Here is a 12137-nt window from a genome sequence, read left to right as displayed (position 1 = left end):
GGTCAGGCCACCGTGACCCGTACCCGGTGCCAGGCGGCGCTGAGGTAACCCTTGTAGTTCCAGGTGTCGTCCGGCGCCGCAGGCTGGGTCTGGCCGGCTGAGTCCCAGGCCCGCACCGCGAGTTCGTGTTCGCCCGCGGTCAGCTCGCAGTCGATCTCCCAGAACGTCCAGGCGTAGGGTGCGTCCGCATCGCGGTCGATCCGGGCCTGTGCCCAGCTGCGACCGCCATCCGTCGAGACGTCGACGCGGGCGACCGCGCGGTCGCTGGCGATGGCGTAGCCGCGGATCGCGTGCCGGCCGGCCTTCAACGCTGCGCCGCGGGCGGGCTCGCAGATCGCGCTGTTGAGCGGCATCGCCTCGATGGTGATGCCGTGGGTGGGGTCGGCGGTCTCGGCGGTCACGTCGGGCGGAAACAGCTTGTAGTCGTCGGCCTGCATCGGATTGTCGGAGGGCCGGTCCTGCACCGTGATGCGGGCGAGCCACTTCGGGCTGCGGATACCGGCAAATCCCGGCACCACCACGCGCAGGGGGTGGCCATGCTCGGGGGAGAGATGCTCGCCGTTCATTGCGAAGGCGACCAACGTATCGGGGGCCAGCGCCTTGGCGAGCGGGATCGAGGCGCCGAAACGCGTGTCCGTGTCCGCGATCCGGTCGTGGCTCTCGAAGGCCACGTGGCGCGTATCGCCCGCATCGATGCCGGCCGCGCGCAGCACGTCGGCGAGGCGCACCCCAGTCCATTTCGCGTTGCCGATGGCGCCGGGCGCCCACGGGTCGCCGGAGACCGGGGCCACCGCTAGCATGTCGGCCCGGCGGTTGCCGGCGCATTGCATTACCGCCGTGACGGTGACGGGCGCGAACCGCGTCTTCAGATCGGCAATGGACAGTTCGAGCGGCGTCGCAACCATCCCGTCGACGGTCAGGCGGTAGCTGTCGGCGTCGAGATCCGGGATATTCCCGTGGCTGCGGACGTAGAAGTCGGCCTGCTCGGTGAGGAAGGCGGCGCGTAGGCGATCGAGCGGTGGCTCGGCGTTGTAGGGCGCCTTTCCGTGGACGATGAGGCGGTCCTTGCGCTGGAACAGGCCGAGCATGGGGTCTTTGTCCTGCGTTCGTGACGTGTCGACGACGAGAACGCGCCGGGAGCCGAGAAGGCACCCGACGCGCGACGCCTCAGGGCTTCATGGTCGAGATGACCGCGTTCTTCGCCCGGTCCACCACGGCGACGCTAAGGTCGCGGTTGAGGACGTAGGCGTGGGCGTTGTCGGCCGAGAACGCGATCGCCTGGCGCGGCTCGTTCAGGCCGGTCACCGTGGCGACGACCTTGAGGGTGCCGGTATCGATCACCGAGAGCGAGTTGTCCTTGAGGTTGCCCGAATAGACGAAGTGCCCGTCCGGGGTCAGCGCGGCGCCGTAGGGGTCCTTGCCCACTGCCACCTCGGAGGTGACCTTACGGGCGGCGACATCGACCACGCCGATGGTGTTGCGGCCGCTGTTGGCTGCAAACAGCGTCTTTCCGTCCTTGGTGATCGAGATGGCGCGCAGCTTGTCGAACCCGGCGATCTCGCCGGTGATCTTGTTGGTGGCGGTATCGACCAACGTGATCTTGTCGCCGAGGAAGTTCGTCACGAACACGGTCTTGCCGTCCGGCGACAGCTTCACGCCCTGGCGCGGCTGCGCGAAGCCGGGGATCACAGCCTCGGCGAGCATGGTCCTGGTGTCGAACACGGTCAGCGTGCTTGCGGCCTCGTTATTGACGTAGAGCTTGCCCCCGTCGGCCGAGAGCACCGTACCGAACGAGCCGGGGCCCGCGGCGAGAACGCCGGCCTCCTTGCCGGTGGCGGTCTCGTAGACCGTGATCCGGCCGGTGCCGCTGTCGGAGACGTAGAAACGGGCGCCGTCCGGCGCGAACACGATGTTTCGCGGCGTGACGAAGCCGTCGAGGCGGCGCAGCACCGTGCCCTTGGCGACGTCGTAGACGACGACGGCGCTCTCCTCGCTGTTCGACACAGCGGCGACGGTCCCGGCGGCGTTCAGCGCCAGTGCGTTGTTCTTGATCGCGCCGTCGAAGCCGGCGGCGAACCCGGGCTGGGCCTGCGCTAGGAGCAAGGCGGCTCCGGCGAGGAGGGTGCGGAGGCTGGTGCGGATATGGGTCATGAAGCGGGTCTCTCGGGCATGCGCGCTCGTTCGGCGGCCGGGGCCTACCGTGAGGGCTGGTTCGAAATCGGAAATCCGTGGTCTAAGGCCGGGCCGGCCGTGCATCGCCCTGGGGAGACGCCGGAAGGCGCGGTCTATTCCCCGAGGCCGGCGAAAAAAGCGCGGCGGCCTCGGGATTCGGGGGTTCAGGGTGCCGGCTTCAACGCCGTCAGGTAGTCGACGATGGTCTGCACGTCGGCCTGATCAACGGGCGCATTGTAGACGTGGACCATCTTGTTCACGGTCTCGGTCCACTGCGCCTTCGTGAGCTTGGGTTGGGTTAGCACCATCCCGGCCGAGTGGCAGGCGAGGCAGTTGTTGTTGACCGCCTCGGCCCCCTGTCCGTCGGGGAAGGTCCGGTCGGAGGTCGGCATCGCGATGGATTGTGAGGTGAAGCGCATCGGCTCGGGGGCCGGGGCGGCAAGCGCCACCAGAGGAGACAAGGCGAGCGCGGCGATCAGGGCCGCCGGATGGATCGGGTTCATGGCTGGTCTCCTCAAGCGGCCTGGAAGGATACGGCCTCGATGCCGTTCTGCATGAAGCCGGCCCCGTTCCAGATCCGGTCCATGCCCTGCGCGACGCCGTTGGTGTTGGTGCAGCGGACCCTGACCGTGTGGGTGCCGGCGGCCAGCGCCGGCAGGCTGCCGTCGAAGCGGCGGAAGCTGTAGGGGCCCTCGTCCGCGCCGAGTTGCGCCGGAAACCACGTCGCCCCGCCGTCTCTGGAGAACTCGACCGCCTTTACCCCGCAATCGCCGCCGAAAGCGATGCCGCGGATGGCCACCGGCGTTCCGGCTGCCACCTTGGCGTCGTCCTGCAAATTGGTGATGAACGAGCGCGGCACCATCCTGTTGATCGGCACCGTCTTGAAGCCGGTCTGGCCTGGTTTGATGTTGGCGCCCGGCACGTCCGGAATGCGGTAGGCGGTCTTCATCCAGTATTGCTCGTCGGGCTTGTCCAGCACCTCGATGTCGGACAGCATCTTGACCCAGTAGGTCGAGTACCAGCCCGGCACCACGAGGCGGAGCGGGAAACCGTTTAGCAACGGGAGCTGCTCGCCGTTCATCGCGTAGGCGATCATCACCTCACCATTGTTGGCGTGGTCGAGATCGAGGGACTTCTTGAAGTCCGGCGCGTCGTCGACGACCGGCTCGTCGAGGCCGTTGAAGCGCACCTGCACGGCACCGGCCTTCACCCCGGCCTTTTCGAGCACGTCCTTGAGGCGCACCCCGGTCCAGCGGGCGTTGCCCATCGAGCCGTTGGCCCATTGCGCCCCGGGCACCCGCGGCTCGAACAGCCCGCGTGAATTGCCCGAGCACTGGTTCACCGCGGCGATCTCGAAGCGCGGCAGGCCGGCGATGGCGTCGAGCGAGAGCGAGAGTTCCTTATCGACGTGGCCGTGGACCTTGAGCCGGAAGGTGCCGGCATCGACTTCGGTCGGGATCGAGGCCCAGTGCCAGCGCACGTAGAAGCGGTCGTTGGGCGTGAACACGCCCTCGTCGAACACCGAGAACGGCGTCTCCAGCAGCGGCGGATGGGTGCGCTGGAGGATCATCTCGCCTTTGCCCGGAAAGGCGGTGGTCAGCGCCCGCTCGTCCGGGCCGCCGGGCAGCGGAAGCTTCACCGAGCCCGCGGCCCAGGCCGGCATGGCGGCGGCGAGGCTGCCGACCCCTAGGCCACCCAGGACGAGGCGGCGGTTCAACGGTTCGTGCAGATGGCGCATGATGTCTCCCTGGAATCGTTTGTTGGGCCGCGTCGGCCGGTCGCTAGATCTCGGTGTCGCCGTCGGCGGACGGCATTGGCGTCGGTCGAGACGGTTCGGTCTCGCCGCCGGAAACTCGGGTCATCGATCCAAGGCATCCCGGCAAAGAGGCGTCTTCTCCGTGAAGGAGATGCTACGGCGAGACGATTATTCCATCCAATGATCGTTCGAGATCTCAACGATCTCCGATTGCGATCATCCGAAGATCTCCGATCTCCGATCAATGGCGGGCGGCCGGATCAGATGATCGTCAGCCAAGCGGTGCCGACGGCGGCGACAGTCAGGGCGACCGTCCAGAATAGGACCCAGCGCATATGACCGCTGGTCTCGCCCTGCTAGGCCTCGTCGGTGGTCTCGATGGTGGGTCGGGTCATGACGGATCTCCCTGCCATTCGGGTGGTCGAAGGCTTCACGCGCCGCCGGACGGATGCCCGGCGGCCAAGGGGGCGCTGTCAGCGTCCGATCAGTTCCCGCGCCGGGCCGCCGGTCTCCTGGCCTCGGCCACGGGCGTAGGCCGGGAGTGCCGGGTTCTTGGCGTTGGCGCCATCGGCGTCGCCGTAGATCGGTGCGGATGGGCTGGTGATGAAGCGGACCTGCGGAGCGCGGAGGCCCTGGGCCTGCGAGAGGCCCGTCATGCCGACAAGCGCGGAGGCGGCGAGGGCGACGGCGGCGATCGTACGGGTCATGGTCGATATCCTTCTGGTGGGGTCGTCACGCCGGTTCGTGATGACAAGAAGGTAGCGGCCGGAAACCATTCGTACTAATGGTTTGATTAGCTAGTTTTAATCGATTGTTTTGATGATTAAGCGCCGCTTGCGAGTTGCTGTCTATCGCGGCGGCGCGCGATGCGGGGTCGTGCTAGAGCCGGTGCGTTGACCCTCCGAAGCCCAAGAGCGCCCCGTGTCCGAATCCAGTCTGCTGGCGATCAGCACAGGCCTAAAGCCGCTCTCGCGCCTCCAGCATCCGCGGGACGTGGTCCGACAATTCACGCCGAACTGGTTCACCGTGGTGATGGGCACTGGCGTGGTCGCCTTGACCCTCGACCGTCTGCCAGCGACGCATGCCCTGCTGGCCCCTGTGCCGCTCGGGCTCTGGCTCGCCTCCGTCGTGCTCTTCGCCACCTTCTGCTTGGTCTACGGCGCGCGCTGGATCTTCTACTTCGACGGCGCCCGACGGATCTTCGGACACTCGACGGTGTCGATGTTCTTCGGGGCGATCCCGATGGCACTGGCGACGCTTCTGAACGGGCTGCTGATATTCGGTCCGCCCTATCTCGGCGCAGAGACCGTCCGAATCGCACTGCCGCTGTGGTGGTTCGACGTGGCGCTCGCTCTGATCTGTGCTGTCGCGATCCCCTACCTGATGTTCACCCGTCAGGAGCACCGCATCGACCAGATGACGGCCGTATGGCTGCTGCCAGTGGTGACAGCCGAGGTCGTCGCCGTCTCCGGTGGCCTGCTCGCTCCAGCCTTGAGCGGCGAGAGCCAACAACTCGCCGTCATCGTCACGAGCTTCGTACTCTGGGGCGTCTCGGTCCCGCTGGCGCTGAGCATCCTGGCGATCCTGGTGCTGCGCATGGCGCTGCACAACTTGCCACCGCGTGAGATGGCCGCATCGAGCTGGCTCTCCCTCGGTCCGCTCGGAACCGGGGCGCTCGGCCTGCTCGTGCTGGGGCAGGCCGGTGGCCCGATCCTCGCGGCAGGCGGTTTTGCCGGCGCGCCCGAGATCCTCAGGATCACGGGCCTGATCGGCGCGCTGATCCTCTGGGGCTACGGCGCCTGGTGGTTTCTGCTCTCGCTCGCCGTCACCGTGCGCTACCTACGCGCCGGCGTTCCGTTCAACCTCGGCTGGTGGGGCTACATCTTCCCGCTCGGCGTCTATGCCCTGGCCACCCTGCGGATCGGCGAAGTGACGGCACTCAGCGGGTTCGCCTGGCTCGGAGCGGGCCTCGTCGGCCTGCTGACCCTACTCTGGCTGATCGTGTCCGTGCGCACGTTGCGCGGGGCCTATCGCGGGGAGCTCTTCGTCTCGCCCTGCCTCGCCGGGGCCTGACCGGGCCTCGGGCGCATCCGATCGGTTCAAGCGAGGCCCAGCACGCGGATCAGACCGAGGCTGACGGCGCCGAGTGCGACGAGCGAGGCGACCACCGCCAGGGTCACCCGTGCTCCGGCCTTAGCGACGCTGCGCACATCGACCCCGAGACCGAGCGCCGCCATCGAAACCACGGTCATCACGTTGGCAGTCTCCGACATCGGCGCGAGCGCGACCTGCGGGACCAGCCCGGCCGAGCGAAGGCCCGCGAGCGCCAGGAAGGCGAGGATGAACCACGGCACCAGGCGGTGGATCGCGAGGCCGGCGCGAGCAGGGCGGTCGCCGGCGGTGACGCCGGGGGCGGCCTCGTCGGTCTCCTCGCGCAGCCGGCTTGCGCCGAGCGAGAGCATCAGGACGACCGGGCCTAGCATCAGCACCCGGACGAGCTTCACCAGGGTTCCGACCTGGACGCTGAGCGCCGCGACCGGCGCGGTGGCGGCGAGGACCTGCGGAACAGCGTAGACGGTGAGGCCGGCGAGCACGCCGTACTGCATCGGCGACAGACCGAGCAGCGGCACCAGCAGCGGCAGGCCGAGCACCACCAGCACGCCCAGCACCGCGGTGAAGGCGATGGAGGCGGCGACGTCCTCGCCATCGGCGCCGATCACCGGTGCCGTGGCCGCGATCGCCGAGTTGCCGCAGATCGAGTTCCCGCAGGCCACGAGGATCGCCATGCGCGGATGCAGCCCGAGCGCTCGGCCGATGCCGTAACTCGACAGGATCGCCACGACGACGACGCCCGCGATGCCGAAGAGCAGGCCCGGTCCGGCGGCGAGGATCGTCGCGAGGCTGAGCGACGCGCCGAGCAGTACGACCGCGATCTCCAGCACGGTCTTGGCCCCGAAAGCGATGCCGGGAAAGAAACGCTGCGACGGGGTCCAGGCGGTGCGGATCGCGCTCCCGAGCAGGATCGCCAGCACCAAGGCTTCGAGCCAAGCGCGACCGAACAGGTGCGTCTCGACGGCTTCGAAGCCGATCGCTGCGGCGGTGACCGCCACACAGAGGCCCAGTCCCGGAAGGATGGCTCTCGTGCCGGCTAAGGCACGCGTCGAACGAGAGTGGGAGAAAAGTCTGGGCGCGGACATGGATGGCTCCGATGTGATGCCGGAGGATCCCAGGTCCCGTTCATTCACTCCAACGGAATGATTAGATGTTTCCCATCACTGAAATAGATGGAATGATGACCCCTTCAGAGTTTGCGGAGACCCATTTTGTGGGGCCGACAGGCGGATTCACCCGTCGATCCAACGGGCCTTGATCGCCGTGTCCGCAGCAAGCTCATAGATCCTGACGGAGCCCGTCGCGAGTTCGAGGTGCTCGACCTCCGCGGGGCTCAGGTCTTCAAGCGCCATGACAAGCGCCCGCAGGCAATTGCCGTGGGCAACGACGAGCACGTCTCCGCCCATGACCGCCGGCTGGATGGTTCGGAGGTAGCATGGCACGATGCGGGCGACGGTATCGCGAAGGCTCTCACCGTTCGGCGGCGCCTCGGCGTAGGAGCGGCGCCAGGTCTCGATCCGCTCCGCCCCCCAGCGCGCATCGGCGGCGATCTTGTCGAGCCCGCTGAGGTCGCCGTAGTCTCGCTCGTCGAGCGCGGCGAAGCGTTGGGGGACCAATCCGGGTTGCCCGAGCGCATCGAGAATAAGCCGGCCGCTCACGACGGCCCGCGTCAGCGTCGAGGTGAAGGCTGCGGAAAAGCGCCAGCTGCGCTCGGCCAAACGCCGCCCGGCTGCCTCGGCTTCCATCCGGCCCTGCTCGGTCAAGGGCGAGTCCAGCAATCCCGTGAACAGGCCGGATCGGTTGGCTACGCTCTGGCCATGCCGGACCAGCACGAGATGTCGCGTGACCGGGGCTTTGCAATCGTGAATCACGCTGTCTCCCGAGGCAGAGCGCTTTCGTGCCGGTCGCATCGCCTCTGATGATGTCGGCATCCCACTTCAACGAACTTCGACCCTGCGATGGGTTGGACCGTCCATCCGGAGTCGGCAGGTCATCTTAGGTCCGCTTAAGAACGTCTTGCGACCGAAAGCAGCCAAGCTGCTTCCCACCCATCCTGGACGGTCAGGGTGCACAGCATCCAGTGTCGTTGGATCGACAGCCTGTAGGCCGTCACGGTGACGTCCGGCTGCCCCTCATAGTCGCGAACAGCGCCCCGGCATCGCGGGCTCCCCGCATCGCCGCCACCGTCTTGGAATCCCGCATCCGGCGGGCGACGCAGGCCAGAGCGTTGGGTTGCGAGCCCTGCGCATCGGTCGGAAGCAGCAGAAGGAAGACGAGGTCCACCGGCCGTTCGTCGATGGCGTCGAAGTCCACCGCATCGCGCATGCGTACCAGGCATCCGAACGGGTGCCTGACGCTCTCCAGCCGGGCGTGCGGCAGCGCAATGCCGTCCCCGACCCCGGTCGAACCGAGGCCCTCGCGCTTCTCCAGCGCCGTCCGCAGCGACGCGGCATCGAGACCGAGCGCCTGGGCGGCCCGGCGCGCCAGGTCGTCCAGGAGCGCGGCCTTGCTCGCCGCACGGACCCCGACGGAGACTTGGTCGGGCGATAGGATCTCGTCGATGGTCATTCGGGTCGGCTCGGTCGCGGGACTGCGGTATGGGTCGAGGGGCTCGCTCAAGCGCCCGGGTCCGGAAGGATCTCGAAGGGTTCGCCTTCATGCACGGCTAAACCCGCCATCAAGCCCGGGCCTCGTCCTCGGGGGCACGTAGGCGATAGCCGACGCCGGTCTCGGTCAGGAGGATGCGCGGGCGCTCGGGGTCTTCTTCCAGCTTGAGGCGAAGCTGGCGCATGTAGACGCGCAGGTATTGCGGGTCGGACGAGGTCGACACCGCGCTCATGAGCTGGGCGTGTGTCAGCGCCTTGCCGGCATGCTGGATCAGCACGCGCAGGAAGTCGTACTCGCGTGGGGTCAGCTTCACCTCGGTGCCGCGGACCCGGACGAGGCGGCGCACCAGGTCGACGCTGAGGCCGTCGACCTCGAACAGGGCTCGCTCGCCCTGGACCGCGAGTTGGTGGCGCAGGGCCGCGCGGATACGGGCCAGGAGCTCACCCATACCGAAGGGCTTGGTGACGTAGTCGTCGGCCCCGAGGTCGAGCGCCTCGACCTTGCCAGCCTCGTCGTCGCGGCTCGACAGGACCACCACCGGCAGGTCGCGAAAATCCATGCGGATGAGGCGCAACAGGTCGTGCCCGCGCATGTCCGGCAGCCCGAGGTCGAGGATGGTCAGGTCGACCGTCTCGCGGGACAGGACATCGAGGGCGGTGCGGGCGTCCGGCGCCTCGAAGATCTCGTAACCCTGGGTGGCCAAGCCCATGCGCAGGAGCTTCCTGATCGGCGGCTCGTCGTCGATGACGAGGATGTTCATGGTCATGCGGCGATATCCGCTTCGCCGCGTCCCGGAACCGGGACGGGCAGGATGATGGTGAAGACGGCGCCGAGGCGGTCGTGGCGGTTGCCGGCGGTCAGGGTGCCGCCCATGGCCTCGATGAAGCCGCGGGCGATGGCGAGGCCGAGGCCCGTCCCGGCCCGGACACTGTCGGACTTGCGGACCCGGTAGAACTTGTCGAACACGCGCTCCACGTCGGCCACCGGCACGCCGTCGCCCTCGTCGAGGATCTGGAGGCGGACCTGTCCGGGCTCGACCGCGCCCCTGACGGTGACGGTCGAGCCCTCGGGAGCGTACTTGGCGGCGTTGTCGAGGAGGTTGACCAGGACCTGTTCGAACAGGACGGGATCGAGGCGCAGGGCCGGCAGGGTGGCCGGAAGATCGAGCACGACCTGATGGCCGGCGAGGATGGAGCCTAAGCGGCGCAGGGCGGTGTCGACGGTCTCGCCGACGTCCTGCGGGGTCAGGCTCGCCGCGACCGCTCCCGCCTCCAGCCGGGTCATGTCGAGGAGGTTGACGATGAAGCGGTTGAGCCGCTCCGATTCCGCGATGATGGTGGCGAGCAGCTCGGCCTTGGCGTCGCGGGGCAGCGCCTCGTCGAGGTCGCGCAGGGTGGTGGCCGCACCCAGCACCGAGGACAGCGGGGTGCGCAGGTCGTGGCTGATCGAGGTGAGCAGGGCCTGGCGCAGGCGGTCGGTCTCGGCGGCGCGCTCGGCCCGGTCGAGATCCTCCACCAGCCGGACCCGCTCGACGGCGAGCGCCGCCATGTCGGCGAGCGCGTCGAACAGGCGGCGGTCCTCGGGCGAGAGGATGGGACCCGTGCCGTCGGCGTCGAGGCCGATCACGCCGACGATGCCGCGCCCCGTCCGCATCGGCAGGAACAGCCGCTTGGCGCCGGGCAGGGTGTCGGCGCCCCTGCCGGCGGGTCGCTCGTTGTCGAAGGCCCACTTGGCCGCGCCGAGGTCGGCCGCGTCGAGGGTGTCCTCGGGTGGGAAGCCGGCCCGGACGGAGACCGCTCCCTGATCGGGGAGAAGGACGACAACCCGGACCCGAAGCATGGCGGCGACCTGGGCGGAGGTCGCCCAGAGTACGTCGTCGAGGGTGCCGCAGCCGGAGAGCTTGCGGCTGAAGCCGTAGAGGCGTTCCGTGGCCCGGGCCCGGCCATGCGAGACCACCGCCTCGCGGCGGGACCGCGACGCGAGGTTCGAGACCGCCACGGCGACCACCGTGAACAGCAGGAACGCGGCGACGTTGGTCGGGTCGGCGATGGTGAGGGTGTAGACCGGCGGCAGGAAGAAGAAGTTGTAGGAGAGCGAGGCGATGACGACGACGGCCAGCGACGGTCCCAGGCCGAACCGTACGGCGACGGCGACGATGGCGGTGAGAAGGATGAGATCGGCGTTCTCGACGCCGAGATACGGTTCGACCAAGAGGGCGAGCCCGAGGGCCACGGCGGTGGCGAGGACACCGACGACGTAGGGCACTGGTGCGAAGGGCGGCTTGGCCGGAGCCGTGGCGACCGTCTTCGGGGGGACCGGATCGGCCTTCGCCGCTTCGCCGGTGATGACGTGGATGCTGATGTTGCCCGAGTGCCGGACGATGTCGTGCACCACCGAGCCGTTGAGGAGCTCGAACAGCTTCGACCGGTCGGCCTTGCCGAGGATGATGTGGTTGACGTTGGTCGAACGGGCGTAGGCAAGGATGTCGTCGGCGACGCGTCGACCGCCCGGAAGCGTGACGGCATCGCCGCCGAGGCGGTCGGCGAGGCGGAGGGTGTCGGCGATGCGGTCGCGGGCGGCCTCGTCGAGTGACAGGCTGCGGGGACCCTCGACCGTGATGGCGGTCCAGGGCGCGTGCAGCCGGTCGGCGAGCCGCTTGGCATGGCGCACGAGGCCGGCGGAGCGGGGATCCTCGCTGACGCATACCAGGACGCGCTCGCCGGCGCCCCACGGGCCCGCGATGGCGTTGGCCCGCATGTGGCTCAGGAGCTCGTCGTCGACCCGGTCGGCGGTGCGGCGTAACGCGAGTTCGCGCAGGGCCGTCAGGTTGCCCCGCGAAAAGTAGTGCTTGAGCGCGCGCTCGGCGTTGCCCTTCACGTAGACCTTGCCGTCGCGCAGGCGCTGGATCAGGTCGTCCGGGTTGAGGTCCACCACCTCGATGTCGTCCGCCCGGTCGAGGACGCCGTCGGGCACGGTCTCGCGCACCCGGATGCGGGTGATCTGCGCGACGACATCATTCAGACTCTCGACGTGCTGGATGTTGAGGGTGGTGTAGACGTCGATGCCGGCGTCCAGCAGTTCCTCGACGTCCTGGTAGCGCTTGGGGTGGCGCGAGCCCGGCGCGTTGGTGTGGGCGAGCTCGTCCACGAGCGCCAGGGCGGGCCTTCGGGCCAGCAATCCGTCGAGGTCCATCTCGTCGAGCGCCGTGCCGTGGTACGCGACCGAGCGCCGGCCGAGCACCTCGAACCCCTCGACGAGCGCCAGGGTCTCGGCGCGCCCGTGGGTCTCGACCACACCGACGACCACGTCGGTGCCGGCCTTCAGCCTCGCCCGGCCGACGGTGAGCATCTCGTATGTCTTGCCAACCCCCGGGGCCGCCCCGAGGAAGATCTTGAGGCGACCCCGTCCGCCTTCCTCCCGACGCGCGGCCTGCAGCAGGGCGTCGGGCGAGGGACGGTCGGGTTCGCGCAGGGGCGTCGGCATGGGGCGG

At 68.6% G+C, this 12137-nt stretch carries 11 protein-coding genes; 1 reads left to right on the top strand and 10 read right to left on the bottom strand.

Annotated features, from left to right (window positions below; genetic code table 11):
* Nucleotides 1-2 precede the first annotated feature (2 nt).
* From ASF18_RS21130 to ASF18_RS21110, 5 genes are all read right to left on the bottom strand, one after another.
* Nucleotides 3-1088 carry a sulfite oxidase gene (locus ASF18_RS21130; RefSeq protein WP_056186076.1) on the bottom strand — a complete coding sequence of 362 codons (1086 nt, stop codon included), beginning with the start codon at nt 1086-1088 and terminating at the stop codon, nt 3-5.
* A 79-nt stretch (nt 1089-1167) separates the two neighbouring features.
* Complete coding sequence (locus ASF18_RS21125; RefSeq protein ID WP_056186073.1) at nt 1168-2151, bottom strand: beta-propeller fold lactonase family protein; 984 nt, start codon at nt 2149-2151, stop codon at nt 1168-1170.
* Between the two features lie 185 nt (nt 2152-2336).
* A complete protein-coding gene (locus ASF18_RS21120) occupies nt 2337-2675 on the bottom strand; it encodes a cytochrome c (RefSeq protein WP_056186069.1) in 339 nt (112 codons plus the stop codon).
* Nucleotides 2676-2686: 11 nt separating this feature from the next.
* Entirely contained in the window at nt 2687-3910 is a 1224-nt protein-coding gene (locus ASF18_RS21115; protein ID WP_056186066.1) for a molybdopterin-dependent oxidoreductase, read from the bottom strand.
* Between the two features lie 491 nt (nt 3911-4401).
* Nucleotides 4402-4635, bottom strand: a complete 234-nt coding sequence (locus ASF18_RS21110) for a hypothetical protein (RefSeq protein WP_018044302.1) — start codon at nt 4633-4635, stop codon at nt 4402-4404.
* Between the two features lie 214 nt (nt 4636-4849).
* Between ASF18_RS21110 and ASF18_RS21105 the strand changes: the two genes are divergently transcribed.
* On the top strand, nt 4850-6001 hold the full coding sequence (locus tag ASF18_RS21105; RefSeq protein ID WP_056186063.1) for a TDT family transporter: 1152 nt from the start codon (nt 4850-4852) through the stop codon (nt 5999-6001).
* Between the two features lie 26 nt (nt 6002-6027).
* Here the strand turns inward: ASF18_RS21105 and ASF18_RS21100 are convergent, their stop codons facing one another.
* The 5 genes from ASF18_RS21100 to ASF18_RS21080 all read right to left on the bottom strand — a co-directional run bounded on the left by ASF18_RS21100 (nt 6028) and on the right by ASF18_RS21080 (nt 12130).
* Complete coding sequence (locus ASF18_RS21100) at nt 6028-7125, bottom strand: putative sulfate exporter family transporter (protein ID WP_056186060.1); 1098 nt, start codon at nt 7123-7125, stop codon at nt 6028-6030.
* A 147-nt stretch (nt 7126-7272) separates the two neighbouring features.
* Nucleotides 7273-7911, bottom strand: coding sequence for a 2,3-bisphosphoglycerate-dependent phosphoglycerate mutase (locus tag ASF18_RS21095; RefSeq protein WP_056186057.1), 639 nt, complete (start codon nt 7909-7911; stop codon nt 7273-7275).
* Between the two features lie 238 nt (nt 7912-8149).
* Nucleotides 8150-8659, bottom strand: coding sequence for a PTS sugar transporter subunit IIA (locus ASF18_RS21090; RefSeq protein ID WP_244472793.1), 510 nt, complete (start codon nt 8657-8659; stop codon nt 8150-8152).
* Between the two features lie 58 nt (nt 8660-8717).
* Complete coding sequence (locus tag ASF18_RS21085) at nt 8718-9413, bottom strand: response regulator transcription factor (protein ID WP_056354953.1); 696 nt, start codon at nt 9411-9413, stop codon at nt 8718-8720.
* Nucleotides 9410-12130, bottom strand: coding sequence for a sensor histidine kinase KdpD (locus ASF18_RS21080; RefSeq protein WP_056354951.1), 2721 nt, complete (start codon nt 12128-12130; stop codon nt 9410-9412). Before ASF18_RS21080 ends, ASF18_RS21085 begins: the two co-directional genes overlap by 4 nt.
* Nucleotides 12131-12137: the final 7 nt, after the last annotated feature.

The organism is Methylobacterium sp. Leaf89, assembly GCF_001422215.1.
GTDB lineage: Bacteria > Pseudomonadota > Alphaproteobacteria > Rhizobiales > Beijerinckiaceae > Methylobacterium.
The sequence above is the reverse complement of the archived record's forward strand: the minus strand, read 5'-3'. Positions and strand labels throughout refer to the sequence as shown.

What these genes read in the sequence shown, in the direction of transcription:
- ASF18_RS21130 (WP_056186076.1), bottom strand. Translation starts at nt 1,088, where the DNA reads ATGCTCGGCCTGTTCCAGCGCAAGGACCGCCTCATCGTCCACGGAAAG.
- ASF18_RS21125 (WP_056186073.1), bottom strand. Translation starts at nt 2,151, where the DNA reads ATGACCCATATCCGCACCAGCCTCCGCACCCTCCTCGCCGGAGCCGCC.
- ASF18_RS21120 (WP_056186069.1), bottom strand. Translation starts at nt 2,675, where the DNA reads ATGAACCCGATCCATCCGGCGGCCCTGATCGCCGCGCTCGCCTTGTCT.
- ASF18_RS21115 (WP_056186066.1), bottom strand. Translation starts at nt 3,910, where the DNA reads ATGCGCCATCTGCACGAACCGTTGAACCGCCGCCTCGTCCTGGGTGGC.
- ASF18_RS21110 (WP_018044302.1), bottom strand. Translation starts at nt 4,635, where the DNA reads ATGACCCGTACGATCGCCGCCGTCGCCCTCGCCGCCTCCGCGCTTGTC.
- ASF18_RS21100 (WP_056186060.1), bottom strand. Translation starts at nt 7,125, where the DNA reads ATGTCCGCGCCCAGACTTTTCTCCCACTCTCGTTCGACGCGTGCCTTA.
- ASF18_RS21085 (WP_056354953.1), bottom strand. Translation starts at nt 9,413, where the DNA reads ATGACCATGAACATCCTCGTCATCGACGACGAGCCGCCGATCAGGAAG.
- ASF18_RS21080 (WP_056354951.1), bottom strand. Translation starts at nt 12,130, where the DNA reads ATGCCGACGCCCCTGCGCGAACCCGACCGTCCCTCGCCCGACGCCCTG.